The following is a 26,770-nucleotide window of genomic DNA, read 5'->3' on the forward strand; positions in this document are numbered from 1 at the left end:
GTCAGCCCATGGGGATGTCGCGGACCGTGGCCGGGGCGGTGACTGTCTGGCGGACGTCGTCGACCAGCTGCCCGTCGCGCATCCGGATCAGTCGGGGCACGCGGGCGCCGATGGCGCTGTCATGCGTGACCAGGACGATCGTCTGGCCCTCGTCCCGGTTGAGCTCGCACAGCAGGTCCATGACCTGGTCGGCCATCGCGCTGTCGAGGTTGCCGGTGGGTTCGTCCGCCCACACGATGGCGGGCCGCCCGGCCAGGGCGCGGGCGATGGTCACCCGCTGCTGTTCACCGCCGGACATCTCGCTCGGCCGGTGCTCGACCCGGTGGCCGAGGCCCACCCGGTCGAGCATCTCCAGAGCCCTGCGACGCGCTTCACGCGGCCGCGTGCCCACGAGCAACAGGGGAAGTTCGACGTTCTCCACCGCGGAGAAGACCGGTATGAGGTTGAACGCCTGGAAGACGAACCCCATGGTGTGGGCCCGGTGCTCCGTTCGCGCCGCGTCCGACATGGCGAACAGGTCGTGGCCGTCGACCTCCACCCGGCCGGCGTCGATGTCGTCGAGCCCGGACAGACAGTTCAGGAGCGTGGTCTTTCCGGAGCCGGACGGACCCATGACCGCCACCATCTCCCCGTGGCGCACGAGGAGATCCAGGTCGATCAGGGCGGTGACCTCGACGGAGCCCGTCCGGTAGATCTTGCGTACCCCGCTGGCGACGAGGAGTGCGCGGTCGGCGTTCATGTCTTCCATACCAGCTTCCGGAGAGAACCGGCGGCTACGGCCACCCAGGCCCCGAACCGGGCCGAACGGCCCAATCGCCGGGCAACCGGGAGGCCTGCACGGGTGGTCTCGCAGCCGCGATCAGACGTCCGCGGTCGCCCGGGCGCGTCGCCGGACAGTGGTGGCGGCCAGGGTGCCCGCGCCGGTCGCGGTGACGGCGAGGAGGACGAATCCCCACGTGTAGTCGTGCGCGACGCTGTCCACCAATCCCATCACGAGCGGCGGGAAGAAGCCTCCGAGACCGCCCGCCGCCCCGACCACGCCCGTCACCGAGCCGACCCGCTCGGCCGGCACCAGACGTGCGACGAGCGCGAAGACCGCCCCGGACCCGGCACCCAGGCCCGCTGCCATGCCGTGGAAGGCCGCCGTTCCCACGGGGACCAGGTCCGCTTCGAACGCCGCGACCAGAGCGCACACCGAAACGAGCCCGAACGAAACCGTCAGCACGGGCACCGGGTGGATACGGTCCGACAGCCAACCCCCCACCGGCCGCATCGCCACGGCGAGGACGACGAATCCCGCAGTCCGCAGTGCCGCGTCGGAGCGCCCCAGCTCGTAGGCCCTGGTGAGGTAGGTGGGCAGGTAGACGCTGAACGCGACGAATCCGCCGAACGAGACGGCATACAGGAACGCCAGCTGCCAGGTGGCCGGTGTACGCACGGCCAGGGCTGTGCGCGAGAACAGCGACCCTGACGTCGTCGCGCGCCCCGGCCTGTCGCGGAGCAGGAACCAGGCCGCCGCGGCGTACACGGCGAGGCAGGTGGCCACGAGATCGAAGGGGAAGGCCCGTCCGACGGCGTCGGCGAGCTGGACGGTGGTGAACGCCGACAGGGCGGTACCGCCGGTGCCGATCCCGAAGATTCCGAGGGCGACACCCCGCCGTGCGGGCGGGTACCAGGCGTTGACGAAGGGGACGCCGACGGCGAAGGCTGTTCCTCCGAGCCCGAGGAGGAAGCCACCCGTGAGCACCTCGGCCAACGAGTCGGCCAGGTGACCCAGGTACAGCACGGGGAGGATCGTCAGGGCCGCGACGAGGGGGAACACCCGGCGTGCCCCCCAGCGGTCCGTCAGTGCTCCCGCCGGGATCCGGCCGAGCGCGCCGACCACCACCGGCACGGCGACCACCAGCGACTGCTCGAAGGAGCTGAGGCCGAGATCGTCCCGGAGCCGTGGGCCGAGGGGGGCCAGCAGCGCCCACGCCCAGAAGCAGAGCGCGAACCCGACGGTGGCGAGGAGAAGCATCTGCCACGGGCGCGGCGCATCCGCGAGCGGTCGGATCCCCGAGTTCCGCACCATGGTGGCCTCCCGGCGGTGATCCTCATGGGCCGTAGGAGCCCTGCTGCTCCCAGCCTCCGGCCGTCGGGATTCCGGCTCCCAGGGGCCGCTTGTTCCTTTACGTGCCCGTCCGGCCCCCTGCCAGGGGCCGGACGGCCCTGTGCCGGGCCTTCCGGGCGGTGCACGGTGGTGGCGGACAGACCGGAGGCAGGGGCGTCCGGTTCCTGCCGGCCCGGCCGTCGGGAGGGTGAGTGGCGATGATGTTCTGGTACGGCGACGGCATGAACGGATGGGGCTGGTTCGCCATGTCAGCCGGGATGGTGCTGTTCTGGGGCCTGCTCATCACCATCGCGGTGATGCTCCTCCGCACCATGGGCCGTCCTTCGGAACGGCCGTCGGGGTCTCGGCCCGCCACGTCGGCCGAGCAGATCCTGGGCGAGCGACTGGCGCGTGGCGAGATCGACGAGGAGGAGTACCGCCGGCGCCTGACCGCCCTGCGCAGTGCGGAACCGTGAACCCCGTGACCGGCCGGGGTGCGGGCGTGGGCGCGGCCGGTCACCCTGGAAGAATGACCGGCCGGACGCCCGGGGAGCCGGGCCGACGCCCAGATGCGCTCCGTGAGCTGACCGCACGGCACGGAGGGCGCGGGGGGCTGTTGCCGACCGCGCTGGAGCGTGCAAGGGCGGGTACCGCGGAAGAGCCGGGGGCCTGGGCGCCCCAGGTCGCGGCGGCAGCAGGACTGCCGGCCGCCGCAGGTCTCGGCCCCGCCACCTTCTTCGCCGATCTCGCCGCCCGACGCGGCGAGCGCCATGTCCGGGTCTGCACCGCTACGGCGTGCTTCGCCTCGCGGGGTGGACAGCACCTGGCGGAGGTCGAACGGGCACTCGGAGTGGTGGCGGGCACGGGCGACGAAACGGGTTCGACCTCGCTGCAGACCGTGCACTGCCTCGGCTACTGCTACGCGGGCCCGGCGGCCCTCGACGGCACCCTCCCTCGCACGGGCCCGGACCTGGCCGAACAACTCGGCGGGCGGACCGAGCCGCGCGCGCCCGCCATCCCCGCGGCCGACACCACGGGGGCTCCCATCCTGCTCGCCGGCATCGTGGGAGGGCAGTCCGCCTGGGACGAGTGGCACGAGGCGGTGGCCGGGCTGCGGCCCGAGGAGGTGCGGGAGGAGATCACCGTCTCGGGACTGCGTGGGCGAGGAGGCGCCGGCTTCCCGGTTGCCGAGAAGTGGGCCGCGGTGGCGGGAATGCCGGAGGTGGTCGTCGTCGCCAACGGGGACGAGGGCGACCCGGGGTCGTACGCCGACCGGCTGCTCATGGAGGAGGACCCCGAGCGCGTCCTCACGGGGCTCGCCCTGGCCTGCTTCGCCTGCGGAGCCCGGCGCGGGATCGTCCTGGTGCGCTCCGAGTATCCGAGAGCCATGGCCCGGCTCCGCAGGGCGGTGGAGCGTGCGACGGAGTCCGGCGATCTGGCCCGTTCGGTCGAGACGGCCGGGCCGCGGCCGTTCGTCGAGATCGTCGAGGGAGCCGGTTCCTATGTCGCCGGCGAGGAGACCGCCCTCATCGCCCGCCTCGAAGGCGCTCGCGGCTGTGCCCGCCCAAGACCCCCCTACCCCACGGACCACGGTCTGTGGGACACACCGACGGTGGTCAACAACGTGGAGACGCTGGCGGCCGTGCCCTGGATCGTGCGCCACAGCGGCACGGCCTACGCCCGACGTGGCGTAGGCGAAGAGACAGGCACCAAGCTGGTCTGCCTGTCCGAGCGGTTCGCTCGGCCCGGAGCCTACGAGGTCGAGCTCGGTACCCCCGTGGACGAGATCGTCACCCGGTTCGGCGGCGGCCTCAAGGACGGCCGCGAGCTCGTCGCCCTCCAGATCGGCGGGCCCCTGGGCGGCTTCCTCGCCGGGACCGCGCTCGACGTCCCCCTCACCACGGCAGCGCTCGCCGAGCATGGTGCCGCCCTCGGTCACGCCGGCATGGTCGCCTTCGATGCCGCAACCGATCCGTACGAACTCCTTCGCCACATATGGGAGTTCGCTGCGGACGAGAGCTGTGGAGCCTGCTCGCCCTGCCGGATCGGCACCCGGCGAGGGCGTGAACTCGCACAGGGCCGGGCCGGGCCGGGGGAGTCCTACGAAGGACTGGCACGGCTGATGAGCGAGGCGAGCCTCTGCGCGTTCGGCCGCCGTGTGCCCGCAGCCGTCCGCAGCCTGGCCCGCGCCTACGGGCCGGCCCTGGAAGGATGGGACCGATGACATGGCTCCAGGTCGACGGCGTGCCGGTCGAACTGCCCGACGGATCCTCACTGCTCGACGCGGTACGTGCCACCGGATCCGAACTGCCCGCCCTCTGCCACGACGACCGTCTCCGGCCCGCCGGGTCCTGCCGGACCTGCCTGGTCCGAGCCGACGGCCGGACCGTCGCCGCCTGCGTCACGCCCGCACTGCCGGGCCTCACCGTCGACACCGCCGACGACGGCGTGCGGAACCTGCGCCGGGACGCGGTCGCCCTGATCGCCTCGGCGCTCCCGCCGCACGCCCTCGCCGACAGCGCGCACAGTGAACTGGCCGACGCGTGCCGGGCCTTGGGGATCCCCCGGAGCACGGCGGCCGGTGCTCCCACGCGCGGAAGCGACGAGAGTCATCCGTACGTCCATCTCGACCGCGACCTGTGCATCGCGTGCGGGCGCTGCGTCCGGATGTGCTCGGACGTCCAGGGCACCTTCGCGCTCACCCTCACCGGACGCGGTGCCGACACGGTCGTCGCCCCGGGTACCGGCGGCCCCTGGGCCGACTCCGACTGTGTGTCCTGCGGCGGCTGCGTCGACACCTGTCCCACGGGGGCGATCAGCCGGCCCGGCCCCGGCCAGGGCCTCACCTCGCGGCGAGTCCCCGGCGACCGCGTACGCACCACCTGCGGCTACTGCGGAGTCGGCTGCACCCTCGACGTCGTCGTCCGCGAGGATCGTGTCGCTGCCGTACTCCCCGCTCGGGACGGACCGGTCAACCGGGGCCACGCCTGCGTCAAGGGCCGCTTCGCGCACGGATACCTCGACTCCGCCGAACGTCTCACCGAGCCCCTGATCCGGGAGAACGGCGAACTGCGACCGGCGACCTGGGACGAGGCGGTGACCCGGATCGCCGACGGCCTGCGCGCGGCCGTCCTCCACAGTGGCCCCGACACGGTCGCCGCGATCTCCTCCGCCCGCGCCACCAACGAGGAGAACTACCTCGTCCAGAAGTTCCTGCGGACCGTCATCGGCACCAACAACGTCGACAACTGCTCCCGCCTGTGCCATGCCCCTTCCGCCGCCGGCCTCAGCGCCTCCTTCGGACGAGCCGGCGGCACCGACCCCTTCGACGACGTCGAGACCTCCGACTGCCTCATGGTCGTCGGCGCCAATCCTGTCGAGGCCCACCCCGTCGTCGGTGCCCGCCTCCTCCAGCGGGCACTCGCGGGCGCCTCCCTGATCGTGGCCGACCCCCGAGCCGTGGGCCTCGCCCGCCATGCCGACGTGCACCTGCGTCCGCGCCCCGGTACGAACGTCGCCCTCTTCCACGGTCTCGCCCACGTCCTGGTCGACGAAGGCATGACCGACCCGGACTTCCTCCACGACCGGGCCACCGGACTGGACGGACTCACCGACCTGCTCGCCGACTACTCGCCCGAGCGCGCCGCCGAGATCACCGGCGTCCCCGCCGACGACATCAGGAAGGCCGCCCGGCTCTACGGCCGCGCGGAGCGGCCGGCCGTCCTGTACGGACTCGGCGTCACCGAGCACCTGCACGGCACCGACGGCGTCCGGACCCTGGCGAACCTCCCCATCCTGCGCGGAGCCGTCGGAGCCACCGGTCGCGGGTTCGGCATCAGCCCCCTGCGCGGCCAGAACAACGTCCAGGGCGCCTCCGACATGGGCGCCCTGCCCGACCTGCTCCCCGGCTACGGCCGCGTGACCGACCCCGCGGCCCGCGCCCGTGCCGAAGCGGTGTGGGGCCGACCGGTCCCCGATCGGCCGGGTATGCGCATCCCCGAGATGTTCGCGGCGGCTCGCGAGGGCCGGCTGCGGGCGCTGTGGATCATCGGAGAGGACGTGTGCGCGACCGACCCCGACAGCCGGGGCGTGGCCGAGGCCCTCGACGTCTGCCCGCTCGTCGTGGTCAGCGAGCTCTTCCTCGGCGAGACCACCCACCACGCCGATGTCGTCCTGCCCGTGGCCTCCTGGCTGGAGAAGGACGGGACCTTCGTCAACTTCGACCGCCGCTTCCAGCGCGTACGACCAGCCGTGGCTCCGCCCGGTGCGGCGCGCTCCGACTTCGAGGCCGTGCACGCCGTCGCCGAGGCCCTCGGTGCCGACCTCGACTGCCCCACCCCGGCAGCCGCTCTCGCCGAGTGCGGACGTGTGACACCTCTCTTCGCGGGTCTCTCGCACGAGCGGCTCGACCGGGAGGGGGCGGTGCCCTGGCCCTGCCCCGCACCGGACCGGCCGGGCGAAGCCACCCTGTACGCCGAGGAGTTCGCCACGCCCGACGGACGGGCCCATCTGTCGGCGGCCCCCTATCTACCGCCCGGCGAAGAACCGGATCACGACTACCCTCTGGTGCTCGTCACCGGGCGCCGTTGGGCCCACTACAACTCCGGGAGCATGACCCGGCGCGGCGGCAACCTCCTTCTCGACGCGTCCGACCGCCTGGACCTGCACCCGGAGGACTCCGCCCGGTTCGGCGTGCGGGACGGCACACCGGTCATCGTCGAGAGCCGTCACGGACAGGCGCGACTGGTCGCCCGCGTCGGAACGGCACTGGCACCCGGGCAGGTCTTCTGCGCGTTCCATTTCCCGGCCAGTGGCGTCAACTCCCTCACCTCGGAGCACGCCGACACCGTGACCTCGTGTCCGGAGTACAAGGTCACGGCGGTACGGCTGCGTCCGGCGGCGCCCGAGAGCTGACCGGCACCGATCAGTCGTGGGGAACGAGTGCCACGGGCACCGGGCTGTGGTGCAGGACGGCGTGGGCCACGCTGCCGATGTGCGCGCCGAGCGCCGATTGGCGGGAACGCCGGCCCACCACCACGAGGGAGGCCTCCCGGGCGACCGCCACCAGTTCGAGTCCGGCCGATCCGACCGCCACGCGGGCGACCGCCTCGACGTCGGGATACTTCGCCCGCCAGGGTTCCAGCATGACCTCCACCGAACGCTTGATCTCCGGCACCATGGAGAGCCTGAAGTCCGGGACCATCGCGGGCCCCATTCCCGCGTGCAGCGGGAGCTGCTGTACGTACACGACGAGGATCCGCGTGTGCCGTCGCGCGGCTTCCTCGAAGGCGAAGCCCAGCACGGAGTCCACGGGCTGCCGCACGTCGGCCCCGACCACGACAGGGCCTCGTGGAGTGCTCGCCGCGCTGACGGCCCGTACGAGCACGACAGGACGCTCGACGACGCCGGCGACCGTCAGGCCGACCGAGCCGAGCAGGTAGCCGGCCACGCTGCCGAGTGCCCGCGAGCCGAGAACGAGCAGATCGCTCTCCTCAGCCGCGGCGACCAGACCCGGAACGGGCCCCGAGGGCAGCACCCGGGAGGTCACCGACAGGCCGGGATGGCGCTCGCGCAGCTCACCGGCGGTGCGTGCCATCATCTCCCTGGCCCACCGTTCCTCGGACTCCCACTCCACGAGCGACAGAGCGGCCTCCGGTACCGGTTCCTTCGCATGTACCAGATGCACGTCCGTGCCGCGCAGCAGCGCCTCCTCGGCCGCCCACTCCGCAGCGGCGTCGGCCTGCTCCGTACCGTCCAGGCCGACCACGATGCTCCGCGTCATGATCGTCCACCTCCTCGTTCGATGTCGTCGACGTCGTACGTGAGACGGGTGGAGGAGACCGAGACCACGCCGTCGACGGTCGCGCACATACGCTCGATCGCCGGGACCATGCCCCGGAAGGGCAGCCTGCCGCTGAGCTCCACCCGGCCGTCACGCACCTCGACGGCGAGGGCGGTCGGTCCGAGACGCAGCGTTTCACCGAGGACGTCCTCGACGATCTCCCTGCGGATGTCGTCGTCCTCACGGAGGAAGACGCCCAGCAGGTCGCGGCGGCTCACGATGCCCAGCAGGTGGTCGTCCGCGTCGACGACGACGAGCCGCTTCACCCTCTGGACCTCCATGAGCCGTGCCGCCTCGGCCACGGTCCATGCCGGGCGGGCGCACACCGCGGGGGCGGACATCAGCTCTTCGGCCCGCGTTCCCTCGGCCTTCGTCCGTTCCCACGCCTCCAGGTCCGGAACGGCCGGCAGGCCACTCGGTGCGGCGGCCTGGTCGGCGGTCTTGCGCAGCAGATCGCCCTCCGACACCACCCCGACGACCCGGCCGTCGCCCTCCACCACGGGTACGGCGGTCACCCGGTGCTGCGAGAGCGTGCGGGCGATCTCCTTGAACGGGGTGTCGCCGCGGACGCTCACCACCTCACGGGTCATCAGCTGGTCGATCCTGCGGTGGCGCATCATCCGCTCCTTCCTTGTGCGGACGCACCGGCCTCGGCCACCAGGCGAGCGGCGCAGCCGTCCCAGGTGTCGAGGGCCGGGTAGTCGTCCTCGGTGAGTTCCGTTCCGCTGAGTTCGGCGAGAGCTTCGACGAACTCGAGGAAGTCCAGCGAATCCAGCTCGAACGTGTCACGCAGGGACACGCCGGGATCGAGCCCGGTGAAGTCGGCGTCGGGAACGACACGCTGCACGGCTTGCCGGACGAACGCCTTCGCCTCGTCGTGGTTCACAGTTCCTCCGGTCGTTGCAGGAGCCTGTCCATGGTGGTCAGGAGGCGCGCGCCGGTGGCGCCGTCGGCGGCTCGGTGGTCGGCGGACAGCGTGGCCGTCACGACGGGACGTACTCCCAGCAGGCCGTTCACGGCCACCGGCCGCTCGACGATCCGGCCGAGGCCGACGAGCGCGACCTGCGGCGGGTAGACGACCCCGAACACGGCCTCGACGCCCTGGTCGCCGAGGTTCGTGACGGTGAGGCTGGGGTCGGCGGTCTCGGACGCCCGGAGCCGTCCGCCCCGCGTCCGCGCCACCAGGTCCCTGAGCGTGGCCATCATCTCGGCCACGGTGAGCGCGTCGGCGTGGGCGAGGGCCGGGGCGGCGAGGCCACCGCCCCGCAGGGAGACGGCGACGCCCAGCCGTACGTCCTCCGCCGGGACGAAGTCGTCGTCGACCCAGTGCCCGTTGAGCTCGGGCACCTTCCGCGCCGCCAGCGCGACGGCCTTGAAGAGAAGTGCGGCGGGCACCAGACGGCCGGACAAGGGCAGTTCGTGGTTCCGGGCGTGCATCCACTCCAGGGCTGCTGCCATGTCCACGGTCGTGGAGAGGTAGAAGTGAGGGATCTCCCGCTTGGATCGGCTCATGAGCCGGGCGGTCGCCGCCCGTGCCACGTTCGGGACGGCCGGCCGCGCTGCGTCCCCGGCCGCTGTGGCGGAACGGACGTCCTCCGCACGGACGGTGCCGCCCCGACCCGTGCCGGTCACCTCGGCGATGTCGATGCCCAGTTCCGTGGCCAGCCGCCGCGCGAGCGGTGAGGACCTCACGCGCTGCGGAGCCTGACGCTCCCCGGCCGGGTCGTCGCTGTGCACCGGCCGCGGCGGCCGTGCCGTCGGCGTGGACGCCTCGGCCCCGCCTCGGCTCCGCTTCCGTCGCCCCGGCTCCGTGCCCTGCTGCCGCGCGGTCGCGGTGTGCGTGGGCTCGGAGAGGCCGGTGGTCTTGTCGTGCTCCGGTTTCGGCTCCGGTTCCGCGTGCTCCACGTCCGCGCGTGTGATCCTGCCTCCCGGTCCCGAACCATGGAGGGCGGCGAGGTCGACGTGCCGGTCCTGGGCGAGTCGGCGGACCAGGGGCGTCGACGGGGACAGGTCCGCTGTGGGCCTGCTTTCGGAAGTCGTGCCGATACGGGCCAGCGGGGTGCCCACCGGGACGGTGGTGCCCTCGTCGACGAGGAGGGTGTCGACCGTACCGCTCTCGAAGCACTCCACCTCGATCGCCGACTTGGCGGTCTCGACGACCGCGATGACGTCGCCGCGCGCCACCCGGTCGCCGGGATGTACCAGCCACTGGGACAGCGTGCCTTCCTCCATGTCGGCACCGAGGGAGGGCATGGTGAACTCGGCCATGTCAGCTCACCACCCGCCGTGCCGCCGCCGCGATCCCTGCCGGCTGGGGGAGTGCTGCCTCCTCCAGCCGGCGGGCGTACGGGATGGGGACCTCCGCGCTGCACACCCGTTCGACGGGCGCGTCGAGTTCGAAGAAGGCCTGCTCGCAGATGCGCGACTCGATCTCGGCGGACAGACTGCCGCTGCGCCAGCCCTCGTCGACCACGACGGCCCGGTGGGTCCGCCGGACGGAGCCGACGAACGTGGCGTCGTCCAGGGGCCGCAGCGTCCGCAGGTCGACGACCTCCGCGCTGATCCCCTCGCCCGCCAGTTCCTCCGCGGCTTCGAGGGCCTTGGACACGCAACCGCCGTACGCGACGACCGTGACGTCGGTTCCCTCGCGTCGGACCGCCGCGCGGTCCAGGTCGACCTGCTGGACGGCCGGGTCGAGCGTTCCGGCCGCGTTGTACAGGCTGCCGTGCTCGAAGAGGAGTACCGGGTCGGGGTCGTCCAGAGCGGCGGACAGCACATGGCGGGCGTCGTCGATCGTGGCCGGCGCCAGGACACGGAGACCCGGGATGTGCGCGTACCAGCCTTCGAGACTGTGGGAGTGCTGGGCGGCCAGCTGCCGTCCCGCACCCGTCGTCATGCGGATCACCAGCGGCACGCCGAGCTGTCCACCGGACATGTGGCGCAGGGTGGCGGCGTTGTTGAGAATCTGGTCGAGGGCCAGCAGGCTGAAGTTGACCGTCATGATCTCGACGACCGGCCTCATCCCGGCCAGGGCGGCGCCGATACCGGCTCCGACGAACGCGGACTCCGACAGAGGCGTGTCCCGGACACGATCGGGGCCGAACTCCTCCAGGAGACCGAGGCTCACCCCGAAGCAGCCGCCGTAGCGCCCCACGTCCTCACCCATCAGGAACACTCGGTCGTCCGAGGCCAGGGCCTCGCGCAGTCCCTCGCGCAGGGCCTCCCTGTATGTGGTGGTGTCGTCGTCGGGATGCGCCCGTGGTCGCGTACGCGTGCTCATGCCCGAGCCTCCTCGTGTCGGCCTGTGACATGGAGCAGCAGATCCTCGGCCGGTTCCTCGGGGGCCCGTTCGGCCGCCCGGACGGCGTGATCGATCTCCTCGGCGACCTGGTGCTCCAAGTCCTCCAGCGCGGCGGCGTCGAGGAGTCCGGCCGCACGCATGCCGTCGGCGAGGCCGGTGACCGGGTCGTGCCGCTTCCACTCCTCGATCTCGCCCTTCGGCCGATAGCGGTCCGGGTCGTACATGGAGTGCGCTCGGAACCGATACGTCCGCATCTCCAGGAAATGGGGTCCGTTGCCTGCTCGAACGGACTCGACCGCCCCGCGCGTGGCCTTCTCCACGGCGTGCACGTCCATGCCGTCGACCGCCCAGGCCGCCATACCGTACGACGCCGCCCGCATCGCCAGGTCCGTCTGGGCGTGTTCGCGGGCGAGGGCCGTTCCCATCGCGTACAGGTTGTTCTCACAGACGAAGAGCACCGGAAGCCCCCAGAGCGCCGCCAGATTGGCGGTCTCGTGGAACTCGCCTTCGGCGAAGGCCCCGTCCCCGAAGAAGCAGCAGGTGACCCTCGGCTCGCCGCGCAACCGGTCGGCGAGCGCCAGCCCCGCCGCGAGCGGCAGTCCGCCGCCCACGATGGCGTTTCCGCCATAGAAGCGGCGGTCTGCGTCGAAGAGGTGCATGGAGCCACCCCTGCCATGACTGCAGCCGGTGGTCCTCCCGTACATCTCCGCCATTACGGCCTCGGGCGGTATCCCACGCGCCAGCGCGTGGCCGTGCTCGCGGTACGTGGAGACGACCGCGTCCGCCTCGTCGAGCGCCTGGTGCACGCCGACCGCCACCGCTTCCTCGCCGATGTAGAGGTGCACGAAGCCCCGGATCGTCGCTGCGCTGTACAGCTCGACGCACCGTTCCTCGAACCGCCGGATGAGCAGCATCCGCCGCAGCAGGTCCAGATCGTGGGCCGCCGCAGGAGTGCGGGAGGGCGTCGCGGGTCCGTGTGCGCGACGGGGGCGCTTCGTCTGCGATGTCCCGGCGGACGTACCGCCGTGTGCGGTAGCCATCACGGCTCCTTGTCGGAGAGCCCGGCCGTTCCGGCCGGTTCGGGCGACTCCAGCGTCGACACATCGCCCTCGGACAGGCCCAGTTCGCGGGCCCGCAGCAGGCGGCGCATCACCTTGCCGCTGCGGGTGTGCGGCAGATCCTCGACGAACTCGATCTCCCGGGGCGCGACGGCCGGGCCGAGGTGCCGTCGGGCGAACGCCAGGACGTCGCGCCGTAGTTCGGCGTCGGGCGGATACTCGGGACGAGGCAGCACGAACGCCTTGACGATCGTGCCGGCCAGCGGGTCAGGGCGTCCGATGACCCCGGCCTCGGCGACCGCCGGATGCTCCATGAGGGCGCTCTCCACCTCGAACGGCCCGATGAGGTGCCCCGCGGACTTGATGACGTCGTCGGCGCGGCCCACGAACCAGTACCAGCCGTCGGTGTCGCGGCTGACGAGGTCGCCGGTCAGGTACCAGCCGTCCGCGAAGCACGCCTCGTAACGGTGCGGTTCGTGGAGGTAGCCGCGGAACATGGACGGCCAGCCGGCCCGAAGGGCGAGTTCGCCCTGGGAGCCCGGCTCCTGGAGGACCTGGACGTGCCCGCCGGTGACCGCGGCGCGGCCGTCCTCACCGCAGGCCAGTACGGCGGCCTCGACTCCGGGAACCGGTCGGCCCATCGAGCCGGGTCGCACGGGATCAGCCGCGAAGTTGGCGATCATGATGGCACCGGTCTCGGTCTGCCACCAGGTGTCGTGGACGGGCATCCCGAGCGCCTTCCGGCCCCAGTGCACAGCCTCGGGGTTCAATGGCTCTCCGACGCTCGCGACGAACCGAAGCGATGAGAGGTCGTGCCGCGCGAGGGGTGTCGGCTCACCGCCGCGCGGTGCGGCCCGCATGAGCATGCGGAGCGCGGTGGGCGCGGTGTACCAGACGGTGACGTGCTGGTCGGCGAGGATCCCGTACCAGCGGGTAGGGGAGAAGTCCCCTTCGTCGACGACGGTCGTCACGCCGTGGGTGAGCGGGGCGATGATGCCGTACGACATGCCGGTGACCCAGCCGGGGTCTGCGGTGCACCAGAAGACGTCGCCTTCGTGCAGGTCCAGGGCGTAGGCGGCGGTGACGTGATGGGCGAGGACCGCCTCGTGCACGTGTACCGCACCCTTGGGGGTGCCTGTGGTGCCGCTGGTGAAGTGCAGCAGCGCCGGATCCGCGGGATCGGTCGGTCCGACCGGGTACGTGTTCGGCGCGGCGGCCGCGAGCGCGGGGAAGGAGAGGGTGTCCGGGGGCGGGTCGGCCCCGGGGTCGAGAAGCAGGACGTACCGCAGGTGAGGGAGGCGGGACCGTACCGGGGCCACCTTGCGCTCGTACAGCTCGCGGGTCGTGACGAGCGCACGGGCGCCGCCCAGTTCCATGCGCAGGGCGACGGGTTCGGGACCGAAGGCAGTGAACAGGGGGCACAGGACTCGTCCGGCCCGCAGTGTTCCCAGGACGGTGCTGTACAGCTCGAACCGGCGGCCGAGGAGGGTGAACACCCGCTCCCCGCGTTCCACACCGAGCGTCTCCAGTACGTGCGCGAAGCGGGAGCTCTCGGCCGCGAGCGAGGCGAAGGTCACCGTCCGAACGGATCCGTCGCGGGCGACGCAGCGCAGCGCGTCCCGTTCCCCGTGACCCTCGCGCAGGTGCCGGTCGACCGCCTCGTACCCGATGTTGACGCCGCCGTCCGGCAGCCCGGCGAGCCGCGCACGCTCGCGCCGCCAGGAGAACGTGTCCCGGGCACTCTCGTAGTCGGGCATGACCGGGGCCACCCACAGGGCCTTCATCGCGGTGGCTCCACGTCGAGCGCGCGGTTGTCGTGGACGTAGTCGATCGATTCGTGCAGGGCGACGACCCCGTCGACCGAACGGCAGAGCCGCACGATCACGCGGATGTCGGCCCGCTCGTCGACCCGGCCCGTCAGCCCGACGACCCCGTCGTCGACGGTGACGCGGATCGTGTCGGGGGCAAGGCGCAGGGTGTCGGCCAGGACGTCGTGCTCGATCTCGTCACGGATCGCGGTGTCACCGCGCAGGAAGGGCCGCAGCAGATCGCTGCGGCTGATGATCCCGACGAGTCGACCGGTCTCGTCGGTCACGGGAAGTCTCTTCACACCACTGCGCTGCATCGTCCGGGCCGTCTCGACGAGATTCCAGTTCGCCTGAGCCGTGACGGCAGGCGAGGTCATCAGCTGGGCGGCGGTCTCCGCATCGGGCAGCCCTCGCTCCTGGGACAGCAGCCGGACACCCGCCCAACGGCCCTCCAGGTCGGGGAGCTCGGCGGTGGTCCGCAGCAGGTCGGCCTCAGAGACCACACCGAGCAGGCGTCGGTCGGCGTCGACGACCGGGACCGCCGAGACGTCGTGGTCGGCGAAGAGCCGGGCGATCTGCTTGAAGCGGGTCTCAGGGGCCGCGGTGACCACGTCGTGGGTCATCACCTCGAAAACCGTACGATGCTGCATGACGGTCCTCCTTCACGGGACGCGGCCGCCTCAGATCTCACTCTGCTGCGCGAAGCCCACCCGGGGCAGTGCCGAATGGTCCCCTTCCGGGACTGTTGGCCCCTATGGACGTCGGCCGGCCGGGACGCACGGTGGAGAAGGCGAGAGAGTCCGTCTCGGGAGGACCGTGACCGCGCCCTCGTGCCGGGAGGCGAGCACCATGACTGCGACCGGAGAACGGCAAGGCCAGGAGATGCCACGCGCCGGGTTGTGGGCTCGCGTCGGCGACCGGCTGATCGTCGGCGGTGCCACGGTCGGGGACGAGGGACGTGACGGTGAGATCGTCGGGCTGCATCATCCGGACGGCACTCCGCCCTTCGACGTCCGATGGTCGGACACGGGCCGGGTCACTCTGGTGTTCCCGGGCCCCGACGCGCGCGTCCAGCACTTTCCCCCGCACGGCACGAGAGAGCCCCGACCCGTGAAGGCCGCTACGCGGTCGTGAACTCCGCCGTCGCGGCCACCACGCCGGGCACCGCCCGGGTCAGGCGCAGGGCCAGATCCGCCGGAACGGACGGTGGCAGGCGTCCGGCGAGCGTCACCGCTCCGTCCTCGACCCGTACGGTCAGTGCCGCGTCACCTTCGGGGATCAGGTGGGTGAGGAGCTCGTGGCGCACGTCCTCGGCGAGTTCGGCGTCGGAGCGAAGGTAGATCTTGAGCAGGTCGCCCCGGCTGACGACACCGACCGGGCGGCCGTCCGCGTCCACCACGGGAAGCCGCTTGAGGCGGCCCTGCGCCATCAGCCGCGCGGCCCCGGCGATCGTGGCTCCGCGCGGAACGGTGACGGGCGGAGCCGACATCAGGCTGCCCGCCGTCACCGATGCCGCGGCGTCCCGGGCCTCTCCCGGAACCTTGCCGAGAACGTCCGCCTCGGACACCACACCGACCACTCGCCCCTCGGCGGACAGCACGGGGACGGCGCTCACTCCCCAGCGCCGCATGGACCGGACGATCTCCTTGACCGGCGCGTCGAGCCTGGCGGAGACCACCGCATGGGTCATCACGTCGTCGACGGTGCGTGGGTGTTTCATGACCGGCCTCCGGTGCTCCGGCGCCCCGAGTCCTGTTGCTGTGAGGGTGTCGCCATGCGGGGCGGACGACAAGGGGCCGAAAGGGGCAGGCCGGGACCCGGGCAGCCCTGGCACGGACCGACTGCCGATGTCTTCCTGTGAGTGAGGAGGGGGCCCGGCAGAGGGACGCGGGGAAGCGGCTTCGAGCCGCGCACCGCGCGATCAGGATCCGCGAGAAGCGGAGGGGCCCCTCCGCCCGCCGTGTCTCCGCGTCGCCACCACCGGGTCCGGGCGGGCCGCGCCCGGGACCGACCGGCCCTATCCGGTCACTTCCGCCCGGTGCGAGCCTGGCAGCAGGCCACCTCACGACCGGAAAGGGCGGTGGGCATGATGGAATCCCCCCTGGTGGTGGGAGTCGACGGGTCCGACGCGAGTCTCACGGCCTTGGACTGGGCCGTCGACGAAGCGGTACGGCACGCGCTTCCCCTGCGCATCGTCCATGCCTCCCTGTGGGAACGGTACGAGGGAGTCGTGCCGGCCTGGACGACGGAACGACCCTCGGGACAGGTCCTCGCCGAGAACATCGTCGGCACTGCGGCCGAACGCGTCCGGCGCAGGACGCCCGACCTCCCCCTCACCACGGACGTCGTCGCCGAGGACGCGTCCAGTGCGTTGCTCAGGGAGGGGCAGGAGGGCACGATCCTCGTCGTCGGGTCACGTGGGCGCAGCGAGCTCGCCGACCTTCTGCTCGGATCCGTCGGCCTCATCGTGGCCGCCCGAGCCCTCTGTCCGGTCGTCGTCGTCCGGGGGGACCGGCAGGCCCTGGAAGCACGCCACGGGCGCGTCCTGCTCGGCGTCGGCGAGTACGACCTGGACTCGCCGGCCGTGAGGTTCGCCTTCCGCGAGGCGGCCGTCCGGGACGCGGAACTCGACGTCGTCCGCACCTGGCGACGGCAGGCCCATGAACCGGCCGACCACCTGCTGATGAGGCGTGCCGGGGCGGCGTACTTCACGGAGGGGGCTTCCGAACTGCTCGACAAGGCCCTTGAGGCCGCGGCGTCCGAGCATCCGCACGTGCGCCTGCGTAGGAGCACCGTCGAAGGCCCGGCCCACAGAGTGCTGACCGAGCGCTCCGCTGCCGCCGACCTGCTCGTCGTCGGCGCCAGGCGTCGTGACGGGCTCGTCGGCCTGGAACTCGGCAGGGTGGCCCACCGTGCCCTGCACCACGCCTCGTGTCCGGTCGCCGTCGTTCCTCAGCGGGATCCGGAGACGACGGAAGGAGGCCGGTGATGAACACGGCCGGCGCCCCCGATCCTTCGCACGCCACGAGCGACCTCGGCCGCCGCGTCGCAGCCAGGCGCACGCGGCTCGGCCTGTCCCGGGAGGACGTGGCCGAGCGGGCCGGCTCGACGCCCGGCTACATCGGCTACGTGGAGGAGCAGGCGGCCACCCCGGGGATCGAGTTCCTGCTCCGGCTTGCGAACGCGCTGGAGAGCACCGTCCAGGACCTCACCGGGTACACGGCGGACCTCGCGCGGGGAGCAGCCCGCGCCGGGTACCGGGCACGGATGGAGGAGATCGGCGAGGCCGAGTGCTGGGAGCTGCTCGACGGCCACGGCGTCGGCCGGGTCGCCGTCGAGGGACGGGACGGGCTGACGGTGTTCCCCGTGAACTACCAGGTCGTCGACGGGGATGTCGTCTTCATGACCGCTGCGGACTCGGCCCTCGCGCGCGCCTCGACGGCCGGTGTGGAGGTCGCCTTCGAGGAGGACCACATCGACGAAGCCTTCAGCCAGGGCTGGAGCGTGCTCCTTGTCGGTCCGGCACGCACGGTGTCGGAGGAGAGGGAAGTGCGGAGGATCAAGGACGCTGTCCACTCGGCGCCGTGGGCGGGCGACGGCCGGGACACCGTGGTGATCCTCTCACCGCGCCGCGTGACCGGACGGCGCATCCGCGTGCCGGGCGCGCCCGGCACGCTGTCCGGGCCCGCTGACTAGCCCGCTGGTGGTGAGGTTGGACACCGTGCCACCGATCTCGCCCCGGACGCACCGCTGAGGGCCGGCCGGGGCCGGCTGAGGTAGCCGGCGTGAACGCCACGCGGGAGGCTGGAACAGCAGAGCGCATGAGGAGGCGAATGGCCGTGCCTGTCGCGGACGTGATCGTCGTCGTGGTCGCCGTCGGCCTCATCGCGGTGCTGGGCCGGTACTTCTTCGGCCCGCGCAAGGCAGGCACGGTGCGCGTGGAGGGAGGCGTGCAGCGGGTCGACGTGACCGTGCGGGGCGGCTACAGCCCGAACCTGATCAAGGTCCGCCAGGGCACACCGGTCGAGCTCGTCTTCGATCGGCAGGAGGCCGGCGAATGCACCTCCCGCGTCGTCTTCCCTGATCTCAGGGTCGGGGCCGGACTGCCCGCCCACACCCGCACGACGGTGCGGCTGAGCCCCGACCGTCCCGGCACGTACGGGTTCGCCTGCGGCATGAACATGATCCACGGGACCCTCGTCGTCGAACCCGCCGACGGCGGAGCGCCGGAACCGGGCGCGGTGTCGGGCGGGGAAGCCGGGCCGAGCGAGGGGGAGACGTCGGCCGAGGACGCGGAGGCGGCCGACATCGCCGAGCGGCAGGCGGAGATCAGGGACCTGACCCGCCGCGTCGTCGTGGGAGCGGTGCTCACCGCCCCTGTGCTGTTCGCCGTGATGGCGCACGAGCTGTTCGGCGCCGACTGGGTGCCCGGCTGGATGCTGAACCACTGGTTCCAGCTCGCACTGATCACGCCGGTGATGCTCTACACCGGCTGGCCCGTGCACTTGATCGGCTGGCTGGCCCTGCGCCACCGGTCGGCGGACATGAACTCCCTGATCACCTTGGGCACGAGCGCCGCCTACGGCTTCAGCCTGCTCGTCACCCTCGCTCCGGGGCTGCTCCCCGAGGACGTACGGGAGGTGTACTTCGAAGCGGTCGGCGTCATCCTGACCCTGATCCTGCTGGGCCGTCTTCTGGAGGCCCGCGCCAAGGCCGGCACGGGCGAGGCCATCCGCGCACTGATCGGCCTCCAGGCCCGCACCGCTCGCGTCCTGCGCGACGGCACCGAGACCGAGATGCCCGTCGACGAGGTGGTCGTCGGGGACGAGATCGTCATCCGCCCAGGGGAGAAGATCCCTGTCGACGCCGAGGTCCTGTCGGGCTCGTCCGCTGTGGACGAGTCGATGGTGACGGGCGAGCCGATGCCGGTCACGAAGCACGCGGGCGACGGTGTCATCGGCGCCACGGTCAACACCACCGGTTCCCTGCGGGTGCGCGCGGCCAAGGTCGGCGCGGACACCGTGCTCGCCCAGATCATCCGGCTGGTGCAGCAGGCCCAGGCGTCCAAGGCGCCGATCCAGCGTCTCGCCGACGCGATCTCCGCCTACTTCGTCCCGGCGGTCATCGCCATCGCGATCGCGACGTTCGCACTCTGGTACACGATCGGACCCGCACCGGCGCTCACCCTGGCCCTGGTATCCGCCGTCGCCGTCCTCATCATCGCCTGCCCCTGCGCCCTCGGCCTGGCCACCCCGCTCTCGGTCATGGTCGGCACCGGCAAAGGCGCGCAGGCAGGCATCCTCATCCGCTCCGCCGAAGCCCTGGAGACCGCCCACAAACTCGACACCGTCGTGCTCGACAAGACCGGCACGGTCACCATCGGCAAGCCCCTCCTCACCGACATCCACCCCACCGAAGGAGTCGACGAAGTCGAGCTCCTGCGGCTGGTCGCCGCGGCGGAGACCGACAGCGAACATCCCCTCGCCCAGGCCGTCGTCTCCGGTGCCCGCGACCGCGGCCTTCGGCTGCCGACCGCGACCGCCTTCGACTCCGTCACCGGCAAGGGTGTCCGCGCCATGGCCGACGGCCACACCATCACGGTCGGCACCGCCCGCTTCCTCCGCGGCACCGGCATCGAAACCTCCCCTCTCGACGCCGTCGCCGCGAACCTCGCGGCCGAGGGCAGGACACCCGTCCTCGCAGCGGTCGACGGCCACCCCGCAGGGGTGCTCGCTGTAGCCGACACCGTCAAGGACGACTCCGCCCGGGCCGTCGCTGCCCTGCGACAGCTGGAGGCCGAGGTCGTCATGCTCACCGGCGACAACGCCCGCACCGCCACTGCCATCGCCGCACAGGTCGGCATCCCCCGTGTCCTGGCCGAGGTACTGCCCGAGCACAAGACCGACGAGATCCGCCGCCTCCAGGCCGAAGGCCGGACCGTGGCCATGGTCGGCGACGGCATCAACGACGCCCCCGCCCTCGCTCAGGCCGACGTCGGACTCGCCATCGGCACCGGCACCGACGTCGCCATCGAATCCGCCGACATCACCCTCATCTCCGGCTCCCTCACCGGAGTCGTCACCGCCATCCGCCTCTCGAAGGCGACCATGCGCAACATCAAGCAGAACCTGTTCTTCGCCCTCGTCTACAACGCCGTCGGCATCCCCCTCGCCGCCGGCGCCCTCTACCCCCTGTGGGGCATCCGCCTCAGCCCGATCATCGCCGCTGCCGCCATGGCCCTGTCCTCCCTGTCCGTGGTCACCAACGCCTCCCGCTTGCGCCGCTGGCGCGCCTCGCCGCTGCCAGAAGCGGGCGGCACACCGGCGCAGCCCGAAGTCGAGACCGCCACCGACACCACGCGGGGAAAGGACGGCCCGGACGGAAGCGAGACGGCCGTCGACCCCGTGTGCGGCATGGAAGTCGACCCCGCGACCGCACCCGAACACCGGGACGGCCCCGTGGGCCCGCTGCACTTCTGCTCCACCCGGTGCGTCACCGCCTACGATGCCGACCCCGACCGCTACCTGCCTTCCACCAGCCGCAGGCTTCCGTAGAAGACCGAGCGCGAGGGATCCATCCGTGCGCGGTCGATGGCCGAGTCGCCACCGTCCGCTCACATCAAGGGGACGACGGCGACCGGTGCGGGGCTGTGGTGGATGGCCGCGTGGGCGACATGGCCCACATGAGGGCCGAGGGGGATGTTCCGACTTCGGCGTCCCACGATCACGAGTTGCGCGGTCCGCGCCGCCTCGACCAGCTGGTACGCGGGCGATCCCACCACTGACCTGGCCTCCACCTCCACGCCCGCGTACCGCTTCCGCCACGGCTCCAGCAGGTCGTCCAGCCCTCCGAGGAGGCGCGCGCCCAGCTCCTCGCCTATCCCCGGGTCCACGATGGCTGCGTAACCGTACGAGGCGGGAAGCGTCCAACTGTGCAGGAACCGCAGCGGCAGGCCCCTGCGGGCGGCCTCGTTGAACGAGAACGCGAGCAGGGCTTCGCACGGATGGTGGATGTCGACACCCACCACGATCCTGTCATCGGGAGTCACGCGGTCGTGCCCCGGACGCACGAGGACGACCGGCTGTCGCGCCGAGCCGACGACGGCGAGCGAGACCGAGCCGACGATGAAGCCGCGGACGCCGCCGAGCCCGCGCGAACCCAGGACCGTCAGATCGGCTTCGTTCGCGGCGGCCGTCAGTTTCTCGGTCGCCCGGCCACGCACACGCTCCGTCAGCACCTCGAGGCCGGGATGGTCACTCCGCACGCGGTCCGCCTCGTCCCGCAGCAGGCCCTCGGCCCGCTCGAACAAGGTGCGGGCGTGCGGTGCGGGCACCTCCGGGGTGTTCGGCCACTCCTCCACGTGCACCAGCCGGAGGGGTACTTCGCGCAACACCGCTTCCGCCGCCGCCCAACCCACGGCGGCTCGGCTTTCCTCCGAGCCGTCCAGACCGACGGTGACCTGGGCTGTCATGGTGTGCCTCCTCAGTCGCGTCCGATCCGTTCCGCCCGTGGGCCGGATCGAGCAGGGCACTCAGCCTTCAGGCTCGTACCCCCTTCCTTCCGGCAGCAGGGCCGGGCAGGTCTCGATCGGGGCCGAACGGCCCATCCCGAGGAGGCCCACCACGATGCCAGTGTGGGAGATGTCGCCCCTCGGGACGCGCTCCCGAGCCTCGGGTGTACCCCGGAGGAGGAGCCATGACCAGCGAGACCCCCGCCCGACCGGAGCTCGGCAACGTCGTCGTGGGAGTCGACGGATCCCCCTCCGGGCGCACGGCCGTGCTCTGGGCCGCCGCCGAGGCGGACCGACGGGGGCGGGCGCTGCATCTCGTCCACGCCGCCGACACCGACCGCCGGGCCCTCTTCGCCAATGCCGAGACGCTTCAGGCAGTACGCGAAGCGGGTCGCGACCTGCTGACCGAGTCCGCGAGCGCGGTCCGTGACCTCTTTCCGGACCTCGCGGTCACGAAGGAGCTGAGCCGTCAGGAGGCAGTTGCCGGCCTTCGTGCGGCCGCCGGCCACGGGGGCACCATCGTCGTGGGCAACCGCGGGCTCGGTGGTTTCTCCGCACTCATGCTCGGCTCTGTCGGTCTGGGCGTGGCGGCCCGCGCCGAAGTCCCCGTGATCGTGGTCCGTGGAGACGGTGACCGCCCCGCGGCGGGCTCGGTGACCGCAGCCGTGCACGGTGCCTCGGATCTGGGCTGGCTGCTCGTCGCGGCCGCCGAGGCCGACGCCCGCAAAGCGGCGTTGCGGCTGGTGAGCGTGTGGAACGTGCTCACCCACGTCGGCAGCGTCGCGACCATGCTGGACGATCTCGACGGGATCGCGCGGCAGCGCGTGCAGGAGATCAAGTCGCTCGCCGACCTCGTGCGTGAGTTCTATCCCCAGCTGATCGTCAGCCATCACGTGGAGACGGGCACGAGCACGCCCGGGATCCTGGTGGAGGCGAGCGCCCACACCGATCTGCTGGTGGTGGGCAGAGAACACCGCGCCCTGGGCGCAGGCCCGTCCCTGGGGCGAGTCGCCCACGTCCTGCTCCACCACGCCCACTGCCCGGTGGAGATCGTCCCACCCGCCTTCGCCACCAGGGTCGAGGAGACGTGAACGAGATACTGCTCGGAGTCGACCCCCGGGAGCAGTCGGTCCCCGCTCTCGTCTGGGCCGCCGACGAGTCCGTACGAAGAGGACTGGCGCTCCGGCTGGTCGTCGCCGTACCGCCCGCCCACAACGGGCTCCGGTACGACGCGCTCGCCCGTCAGAGCGCCCTGACCATCCGCGCGGAGTCGGCTGTCGCCAACGCGGAGGACCTCGTCCGGGAACTGCACCCCGGCCTGCGGATCGCGACGGAACGCGTGAACGGTGTTCCGGCGACCGTGCTGCGCGACATGGCGCAGCACGCCGCACTCGTCGTCGTGGGCTCGCGCCGTCTCGGCAGAGCGGCCGAGACGTTCAGCGAGAGCTCCGTGGTCGTCCCCCTTACGGCACGGGCCGACTGTCCCGTCGTCGTGGTCCGCGCACCCGAGCACACCGCCGTGCACCCATCGACCCTCGTCGTCGGGGTGGACGGAAGCGAGTCCTCACGGGCCGCGGTCGCCTTCGCCGTCGAGGAGGCGAGCCTCCGCGAGGCGCGGCTGCGGGCCGTCTGGGTCTGGCCGCGGTCCGTCCTCACCCGCGACGACGGTGAAGAGGGTCTGGCCGAGCGGCGTCGGCTGCTCGCCGAATCGGTGGCGGGCTGGGCGGAGAGGTATCCGGATGTCGCCATCTCCGAAGAGATCCTGCGGGGACACCCGGTCGAACAACTTGCCCTGACGTCCCAGGAATCCCTGTCTCTGGTGGTCGGTCGCAGAGGCCGTGGCGGCTACTCCGGCATGCGGTTGGGTTCGACGGTTCACGGCCTGCTGCACCGTGCCCCGTGTCCGGTGATCACCGTCCCCCTCCCGCAACGCGAGCGCCGGACCGGCGACCCGGCATGGACCGACCGGTCCCGGGCCGGCACGGCCGACCGGCCCGTGTCCGCTGCCCCGCTCGGCACTGGGAGGCGGCCATCTCCCCGCGGGACGGTGAGGCGAGCGGACGCCCCCGGTCCGTCGGAGGGGTCTGCGGAGAGGTGAGCATCGTGAAGCGCATCCGGATCAGCCCCCGGCCCCGGCGTCCCCGCAGGCCCGCCCCCCTGGACCTGCGCACGCCGTCCGGCCGCCCCCTGCCGTACTGAGGACGCCCGAGAGCCGTGGAGGAGACCAGACCATGGGACCGATCCGACACGTCGTACCCTTCACGGAACTGGGGCGGCACGACGTCAGCCGAGTGGGCGGCAAGAACGCTTCGTTGGGCGAGATGACCAACCGGCTCGGGGGTGCGGGCATCCGCGTCCCTCCCGGGTTCGCCACCACCGCCGAAGCGTACGAGGAGCTGCTCGGCTCCCCGGACCTCCGCCGTCGCGTGGAGGCACAGATCGACAGGCTGCATGAGGGAGCCCAGCTCGACGAGGTGGGGGCGGCCATCCGTGCCCTCCTCCTCGCGGAGCCGCTGCCCGCCCCCCTACGGGAGGCCGTGCTGACCGCGTACGAGCGGCTGGCCCAGGAAACCGGCCGACAGTCGCCCGAGGTGGCCGTGCGCAGCAGCGCGACCGCGGAAGACCTGCCCGAAGCGAGTTTCGCCGGGCAGCAGGAGACGTACCTGAATGTCAGCGGCGCCGACGCGCTCCTCGAGGCGTGCACACGCTGCTACGCCTCGCTGTTCACCGACCGCGCGATCGACTACCGCGAACGGATGGGCTTCGACCACCTCGCCGTCGCCCTCTCCATCGGCGTGCAGGTCATGGTCCGCTCCGATCTCGCAGGCGCCGGAGTCGTGTTCACCCTCGACCCCGAGAGCGGCTTCCCCGACGTGATCGTGGTGAGCGCCGCCTGGGGGCTGGGGGAGACCGTCGTCAGCGGCCGGGTCGACCCCGACGAGTACACAGTGTTCAAGCCGAGCATGAAGGACCCGGCGCTCGAACCCGTGATCGACGTGCGGATCGGCAGCAAGCGGCTGAAGACCGTGTACGCGGACACAGGGCTGACCCGCACGGTGGACACCCCCGACAGCGAGCGGAACCAGCGGGTCCTCGATGACTCGGAGATCCGCAGGCTCGCCGGATGGGCGGCGGCCGTCGAGGAGCACTACGGCTGCCCGATGGATCTCGAGTGGGCCAAGGACGGCCTCACGGGCGAACTCTGGATCGTTCAGGCACGCCCCGAGACCGTGCAGTCACGCAGGCACACCTCGACACTGAGCCGCTGCCGGCTGACGGTCACCCCTGGCGAGCCGCTCGTGGAAGGCATCGCCGTGGGCGAGGCGATCGGCCAGGGCCGGGTGGTCGCGCTCGACGCCCCCGTCGACCTCGACCTCTTCCCGCAGGGCGGCGTCCTCGTCACCGGCGTCACCGACCCTGACTGGGAACCGGTCATGAAGCGTGCCGCCGCCATCGTCACCGACCACGGCGGCCGCACCTCGCACGCCGCCATCGTCAGTCGTGAGCTCGGCGTTCCCGCCGTCGTCGGTACCGGCAACGGGACTCGGACCCTGCTGCACGGCCGCTCGGTGACCGTCTCCTGCGCCGAGGGAACGAGCGGACGCGTCTACGACGGGCTGCTCCCCTACGAGGAGATCCTGACCGATCTCGCGGACCTCCCGCCCACGCGGACCCGGGTGATGCTGAACCTGGCCGACCCCTCAGCCGCGTTCCGCTGGTGGAGACTGCCCGCCGACGGCGTGGGACTCGCCCGCCTGGAGTTCATCGTCGCCCACCAGGTGAAGGTCCATCCCATGGCCCTGCTGCACCCGGAGCGGCTCGATGCTCATGACCGGCACGTCATCGAGCGGGTCACCGAGGGATACCTCGACCGAGGCGAGTACTTCGTCGACCGGCTTGCCCACGGCATCGCCCGGATCGCCGCCTCCCGATGGCCGGCACCCGTCGTCGTACGCACCAGCGACTTCAAGACCAACGAATACGCCAAGCTCCTCGGCGGCCGGCCCTTCGAACCGGACGAGGCCAATCCCATGATCGGCTGGCGTGGTGCGAGCCGGTACTACAGCGACGGCTACCGCGAGGGCTTCGCCCTCGAATGCCGCGCGCTGCGCCGCGTGCGCGACGAGATGGGGCTGACCAACGTGATCGTCATGATCCCCTTCTGCCGTACCCTCGGCGAGGCCGATCACGTGCTTGCGGTGATGGCGGACGAGGGACTGGTCCGGGGCGAGAAGGGGCTTCAGGTCTATGTGATGGCGGAGATTCCGGCCAACATCATCCTGGCCGGCGAGTTCGCGGAACGTTTCGACGGATTCTCGATCGGGAGCAACGACCTCACCCAGCTCACCCTGGGTGTCGACCGCGACTCCGAGGCTCTCGCTCAGGTCTTCGACGAGCGGGACCCCGCCGTCGTCCGCAGCATCCAGACTCTCGCCGCCCGCGCCCACGCGGCCGGCCGGCCGGCCGGACTGTGCGGGCAGCGGCCCAGCGACGATCCGGCGTTCACCGCGATCCTGGTCGACGCCGGCCTCGACTCCATCTCCGTGGCGCCGGACAGCTTCGCAGCCGTCAAACGGCACGTGGCCCGCGCGGAGACGACGCTCGAGAACCGCGCCGGACGAAGGGAGGAGTGATCATGCCGAGGAGGACACGATCGGGGCGTCGACGAACTTCCTCTGAACCGGGGGTTGATCGGCTGGACCGTAGGCAAGGGGGCCCGGAAAGGAGGACGTGGCCGTGACGACCGCAAGGGAGATCATGCATCCCGGTGCAAGCTGCGTGCAGGAGAACGAGAGCCTGATGGATGCCGCGCGCCGCATGAGCGAACTGGATGTCGGCGCGCTGCCCATCTGCGGGCCGGACAACCGGCTGCACGGCATCATCACCGACCGGGACATCGTGGTGAAGTGCCTTGCCAAGGGCAAGGACCCCCAGCAGATGACGGCCGGGTACCTCGCCCAGGGCAAGCCGGTCACGGTGGACGTGGGCGCCGACAGCGAAGAGGTGCTCCGCACGATGCAGGACCACCGCATCCGCCGCGTGCCCGTGATAGACGACCACCGCCTGGTCGGCATGATCAGTGAGGCGGACCTCGCCCGGCACCTGCCGGAGGAACGGGTGGGCCATTTCGTCGAAAAGATCTGCCGCTGAAGGCGCCC

The 26,770-nt window shown here is 71.9% G+C and carries 23 protein-coding genes; 11 read left to right on the forward strand and 12 right to left on the reverse strand.

What is annotated here, in order from left to right:
- Window position 1 precedes the first annotated feature (1 nt).
- Window positions 2-739 (reverse strand): ABC transporter ATP-binding protein, encoded by a 738-nt coding sequence (locus DEJ46_RS36185; protein WP_150273230.1) that lies wholly within the window; start codon window positions 737-739, stop codon window positions 2-4.
- A 120-nt stretch (window positions 740-859) separates the two neighbouring features.
- On the reverse strand, window positions 860-2,074 hold the full coding sequence (locus tag DEJ46_RS36190) for an MFS transporter (protein ID WP_150273231.1): 1,215 nt from the start codon (window positions 2,072-2,074) through the stop codon (window positions 860-862).
- Window positions 2,075-2,310: 236 nt separating this feature from the next.
- Between DEJ46_RS36190 and DEJ46_RS36195 the strand changes: the two genes are divergently transcribed.
- From DEJ46_RS36195 to fdhF, 3 genes are all read left to right on the forward strand, one after another.
- Entirely contained in the window at window positions 2,311-2,568 is a 258-nt protein-coding gene (locus DEJ46_RS36195; protein ID WP_150275073.1) for an SHOCT domain-containing protein, read from the forward strand.
- Window positions 2,569-2,708: 140 nt separating this feature from the next.
- A complete protein-coding gene (locus DEJ46_RS36200; RefSeq protein ID WP_223835357.1) occupies window positions 2,709-4,316 on the forward strand; it encodes an NADH-ubiquinone oxidoreductase-F iron-sulfur binding region domain-containing protein in 1,608 nt (535 codons plus the stop codon).
- Window positions 4,313-7,006, forward strand: coding sequence for a formate dehydrogenase subunit alpha (gene fdhF, locus DEJ46_RS36205; protein ID WP_150273235.1), 2,694 nt, complete (start codon window positions 4,313-4,315; stop codon window positions 7,004-7,006). Before DEJ46_RS36200 ends, fdhF begins: the two co-directional genes overlap by 4 nt.
- 10 nt (window positions 7,007-7,016) lie before the next feature.
- Here the strand turns inward: fdhF and DEJ46_RS36210 are convergent, their stop codons facing one another.
- From DEJ46_RS36210 to DEJ46_RS36245, 8 genes are read right to left on the reverse strand one after another with little or no spacing between them, the layout of a single operon-like run.
- Window positions 7,017-7,874, reverse strand: coding sequence for a universal stress protein (locus tag DEJ46_RS36210; protein ID WP_150273237.1), 858 nt, complete (start codon window positions 7,872-7,874; stop codon window positions 7,017-7,019).
- The gene (locus DEJ46_RS36215) at window positions 7,871-8,551 is read right to left on the reverse strand and encodes a CBS domain-containing protein (protein WP_150273239.1); all 681 of its coding nucleotides are present in this window, start codon (window positions 8,549-8,551) and stop codon (window positions 7,871-7,873) included. The genes DEJ46_RS36210 and DEJ46_RS36215 overlap by 4 nt, the downstream gene beginning before the upstream one ends.
- Window positions 8,551-8,820, reverse strand: coding sequence for a phosphopantetheine-binding protein (locus tag DEJ46_RS36220; RefSeq protein ID WP_150273240.1), 270 nt, complete (start codon window positions 8,818-8,820; stop codon window positions 8,551-8,553). Before DEJ46_RS36220 ends, DEJ46_RS36215 begins: the two co-directional genes overlap by 1 nt.
- Window positions 8,817-10,202 carry a dihydrolipoamide acetyltransferase family protein gene (locus DEJ46_RS36225; protein WP_150273242.1) on the reverse strand — a complete coding sequence of 462 codons (1,386 nt, stop codon included), beginning with the start codon at window positions 10,200-10,202 and terminating at the stop codon, window positions 8,817-8,819. The genes DEJ46_RS36220 and DEJ46_RS36225 overlap by 4 nt, the downstream gene beginning before the upstream one ends.
- A gap of 1 nt (window position 10,203) precedes the next feature.
- Window positions 10,204-11,214 carry an alpha-ketoacid dehydrogenase subunit beta gene (locus DEJ46_RS36230; protein WP_150273244.1) on the reverse strand — a complete coding sequence of 337 codons (1,011 nt, stop codon included), beginning with the start codon at window positions 11,212-11,214 and terminating at the stop codon, window positions 10,204-10,206.
- Window positions 11,211-12,275: a pyruvate dehydrogenase (acetyl-transferring) E1 component subunit alpha gene (gene pdhA, locus DEJ46_RS36235; RefSeq protein WP_223835358.1), complete on the reverse strand. Its 1,065-nt coding sequence runs from the start codon at window positions 12,273-12,275 to the stop codon at window positions 11,211-11,213. The genes DEJ46_RS36230 and pdhA overlap by 4 nt, the downstream gene beginning before the upstream one ends.
- Complete coding sequence (gene acsA / locus DEJ46_RS36240; RefSeq protein ID WP_150273246.1) at window positions 12,275-14,077, reverse strand: acetate--CoA ligase; 1,803 nt, start codon at window positions 14,075-14,077, stop codon at window positions 12,275-12,277. Before acsA ends, pdhA begins: the two co-directional genes overlap by 1 nt.
- Window positions 14,074-14,751 (reverse strand): CBS domain-containing protein, encoded by a 678-nt coding sequence (locus DEJ46_RS36245; RefSeq protein ID WP_150273248.1) that lies wholly within the window; start codon window positions 14,749-14,751, stop codon window positions 14,074-14,076. The genes acsA and DEJ46_RS36245 overlap by 4 nt, the downstream gene beginning before the upstream one ends.
- A gap of 232 nt (window positions 14,752-14,983) precedes the next feature.
- Here DEJ46_RS36245 and DEJ46_RS36250 point away from each other — a divergent pair, with 232 nt between their 5' ends.
- On the forward strand, window positions 14,984-15,235 hold the full coding sequence (locus DEJ46_RS36250; protein WP_411757846.1) for a DUF1918 domain-containing protein: 252 nt from the start codon (window positions 14,984-14,986) through the stop codon (window positions 15,233-15,235).
- Here DEJ46_RS36250 and DEJ46_RS36255 read toward each other — a convergent pair.
- Window positions 15,222-15,821, reverse strand: coding sequence for a CBS domain-containing protein (locus DEJ46_RS36255; RefSeq protein ID WP_150273249.1), 600 nt, complete (start codon window positions 15,819-15,821; stop codon window positions 15,222-15,224). The two genes, DEJ46_RS36250 and DEJ46_RS36255, sit on opposite strands and share 14 nt — an antisense overlap.
- Before the next feature lie 369 nt (window positions 15,822-16,190).
- Here DEJ46_RS36255 and DEJ46_RS36260 point away from each other — a divergent pair, with 369 nt between their 5' ends.
- From DEJ46_RS36260 to DEJ46_RS36270, 3 genes are all read left to right on the forward strand, one after another.
- Window positions 16,191-17,090: a universal stress protein gene (locus DEJ46_RS36260; protein WP_150275079.1), complete on the forward strand. Its 900-nt coding sequence runs from the start codon at window positions 16,191-16,193 to the stop codon at window positions 17,088-17,090.
- The gene (locus tag DEJ46_RS36265; protein WP_150273250.1) at window positions 17,090-17,797 is read left to right on the forward strand and encodes a helix-turn-helix domain-containing protein; all 708 of its coding nucleotides are present in this window, start codon (window positions 17,090-17,092) and stop codon (window positions 17,795-17,797) included. The genes DEJ46_RS36260 and DEJ46_RS36265 overlap by 1 nt, the downstream gene beginning before the upstream one ends.
- Window positions 17,798-17,934: 137 nt before the next feature.
- Window positions 17,935-20,655: a heavy metal translocating P-type ATPase gene (locus DEJ46_RS36270; RefSeq protein ID WP_411757803.1), complete on the forward strand. Its 2,721-nt coding sequence runs from the start codon at window positions 17,935-17,937 to the stop codon at window positions 20,653-20,655.
- 59 nt (window positions 20,656-20,714) lie between these two features.
- On the opposite strand, the gene DEJ46_RS36275 is transcribed toward DEJ46_RS36270, so the two are convergent.
- Window positions 20,715-21,572 (reverse strand): universal stress protein, encoded by an 858-nt coding sequence (locus tag DEJ46_RS36275; protein WP_150273251.1) that lies wholly within the window; start codon window positions 21,570-21,572, stop codon window positions 20,715-20,717.
- Window positions 21,573-21,796: 224 nt separating this feature from the next.
- Here DEJ46_RS36275 and DEJ46_RS36280 point away from each other — a divergent pair, with 224 nt between their 5' ends.
- The 4 genes from DEJ46_RS36280 to DEJ46_RS36295 all read left to right on the forward strand — a co-directional run bounded on the left by DEJ46_RS36280 (window position 21,797) and on the right by DEJ46_RS36295 (window position 26,762).
- A complete protein-coding gene (locus tag DEJ46_RS36280; RefSeq protein WP_150273252.1) occupies window positions 21,797-22,702 on the forward strand; it encodes a universal stress protein in 906 nt (301 codons plus the stop codon).
- Window positions 22,699-23,709, forward strand: coding sequence for a universal stress protein (locus DEJ46_RS36285; protein ID WP_150273253.1), 1,011 nt, complete (start codon window positions 22,699-22,701; stop codon window positions 23,707-23,709). Before DEJ46_RS36280 ends, DEJ46_RS36285 begins: the two co-directional genes overlap by 4 nt.
- A 133-nt stretch (window positions 23,710-23,842) precedes the next feature.
- On the forward strand, window positions 23,843-26,245 hold the full coding sequence (gene ppsA / locus DEJ46_RS36290) for a phosphoenolpyruvate synthase (RefSeq protein WP_150273254.1): 2,403 nt from the start codon (window positions 23,843-23,845) through the stop codon (window positions 26,243-26,245).
- Between the two features lie 103 nt (window positions 26,246-26,348).
- Entirely contained in the window at window positions 26,349-26,762 is a 414-nt protein-coding gene (locus tag DEJ46_RS36295; RefSeq protein WP_150275082.1) for a CBS domain-containing protein, read from the forward strand.
- Window positions 26,763-26,770: the final 8 nt, after the last annotated feature.

The organism is Streptomyces venezuelae, from assembly GCF_008642375.1.
Lineage (GTDB): Bacteria > Actinomycetota > Actinomycetes > Streptomycetales > Streptomycetaceae > Streptomyces > Streptomyces venezuelae_G.

Excerpts from the sequence above, each read along its gene's own strand:
- DEJ46_RS36185 (WP_150273230.1), bottom strand. The coding sequence starts at position 739 with ATGAACGCCGACCGCGCACTCCTCGTCGCCAGCGGGGTACGCAAGATC.
- DEJ46_RS36190 (WP_150273231.1), bottom strand. The coding sequence starts at position 2,074 with ATGGTGCGGAACTCGGGGATCCGACCGCTCGCGGATGCGCCGCGCCCG.
- DEJ46_RS36195 (WP_150275073.1), top strand. The coding sequence starts at position 2,311 with ATGATGTTCTGGTACGGCGACGGCATGAACGGATGGGGCTGGTTCGCC.
- fdhF (WP_150273235.1), top strand. The coding sequence starts at position 4,313 with ATGACATGGCTCCAGGTCGACGGCGTGCCGGTCGAACTGCCCGACGGA.
- DEJ46_RS36210 (WP_150273237.1), bottom strand. The coding sequence starts at position 7,874 with ATGACGCGGAGCATCGTGGTCGGCCTGGACGGTACGGAGCAGGCCGAC.
- DEJ46_RS36215 (WP_150273239.1), bottom strand. The coding sequence starts at position 8,551 with ATGCGCCACCGCAGGATCGACCAGCTGATGACCCGTGAGGTGGTGAGC.
- DEJ46_RS36225 (WP_150273242.1), bottom strand. The coding sequence starts at position 10,202 with ATGGCCGAGTTCACCATGCCCTCCCTCGGTGCCGACATGGAGGAAGGC.
- DEJ46_RS36230 (WP_150273244.1), bottom strand. The coding sequence starts at position 11,214 with ATGAGCACGCGTACGCGACCACGGGCGCATCCCGACGACGACACCACC.
- pdhA (WP_223835358.1), bottom strand. The coding sequence starts at position 12,275 with ATGGCTACCGCACACGGCGGTACGTCCGCCGGGACATCGCAGACGAAG.
- acsA (WP_150273246.1), bottom strand. The coding sequence starts at position 14,077 with ATGAAGGCCCTGTGGGTGGCCCCGGTCATGCCCGACTACGAGAGTGCC.
- DEJ46_RS36245 (WP_150273248.1), bottom strand. The coding sequence starts at position 14,751 with ATGCAGCATCGTACGGTTTTCGAGGTGATGACCCACGACGTGGTCACC.
- DEJ46_RS36250 (WP_411757846.1), top strand. The coding sequence starts at position 14,984 with ATGCCACGCGCCGGGTTGTGGGCTCGCGTCGGCGACCGGCTGATCGTC.
- DEJ46_RS36255 (WP_150273249.1), bottom strand. The coding sequence starts at position 15,821 with ATGAAACACCCACGCACCGTCGACGACGTGATGACCCATGCGGTGGTC.
- DEJ46_RS36260 (WP_150275079.1), top strand. The coding sequence starts at position 16,191 with ATGGAATCCCCCCTGGTGGTGGGAGTCGACGGGTCCGACGCGAGTCTC.
- DEJ46_RS36265 (WP_150273250.1), top strand. The coding sequence starts at position 17,090 with ATGAACACGGCCGGCGCCCCCGATCCTTCGCACGCCACGAGCGACCTC.
- DEJ46_RS36270 (WP_411757803.1), top strand. The coding sequence starts at position 17,935 with ATGGCCGTGCCTGTCGCGGACGTGATCGTCGTCGTGGTCGCCGTCGGC.
- DEJ46_RS36275 (WP_150273251.1), bottom strand. The coding sequence starts at position 21,572 with ATGACAGCCCAGGTCACCGTCGGTCTGGACGGCTCGGAGGAAAGCCGA.
- DEJ46_RS36280 (WP_150273252.1), top strand. The coding sequence starts at position 21,797 with ATGACCAGCGAGACCCCCGCCCGACCGGAGCTCGGCAACGTCGTCGTG.
- ppsA (WP_150273254.1), top strand. The coding sequence starts at position 23,843 with ATGGGACCGATCCGACACGTCGTACCCTTCACGGAACTGGGGCGGCAC.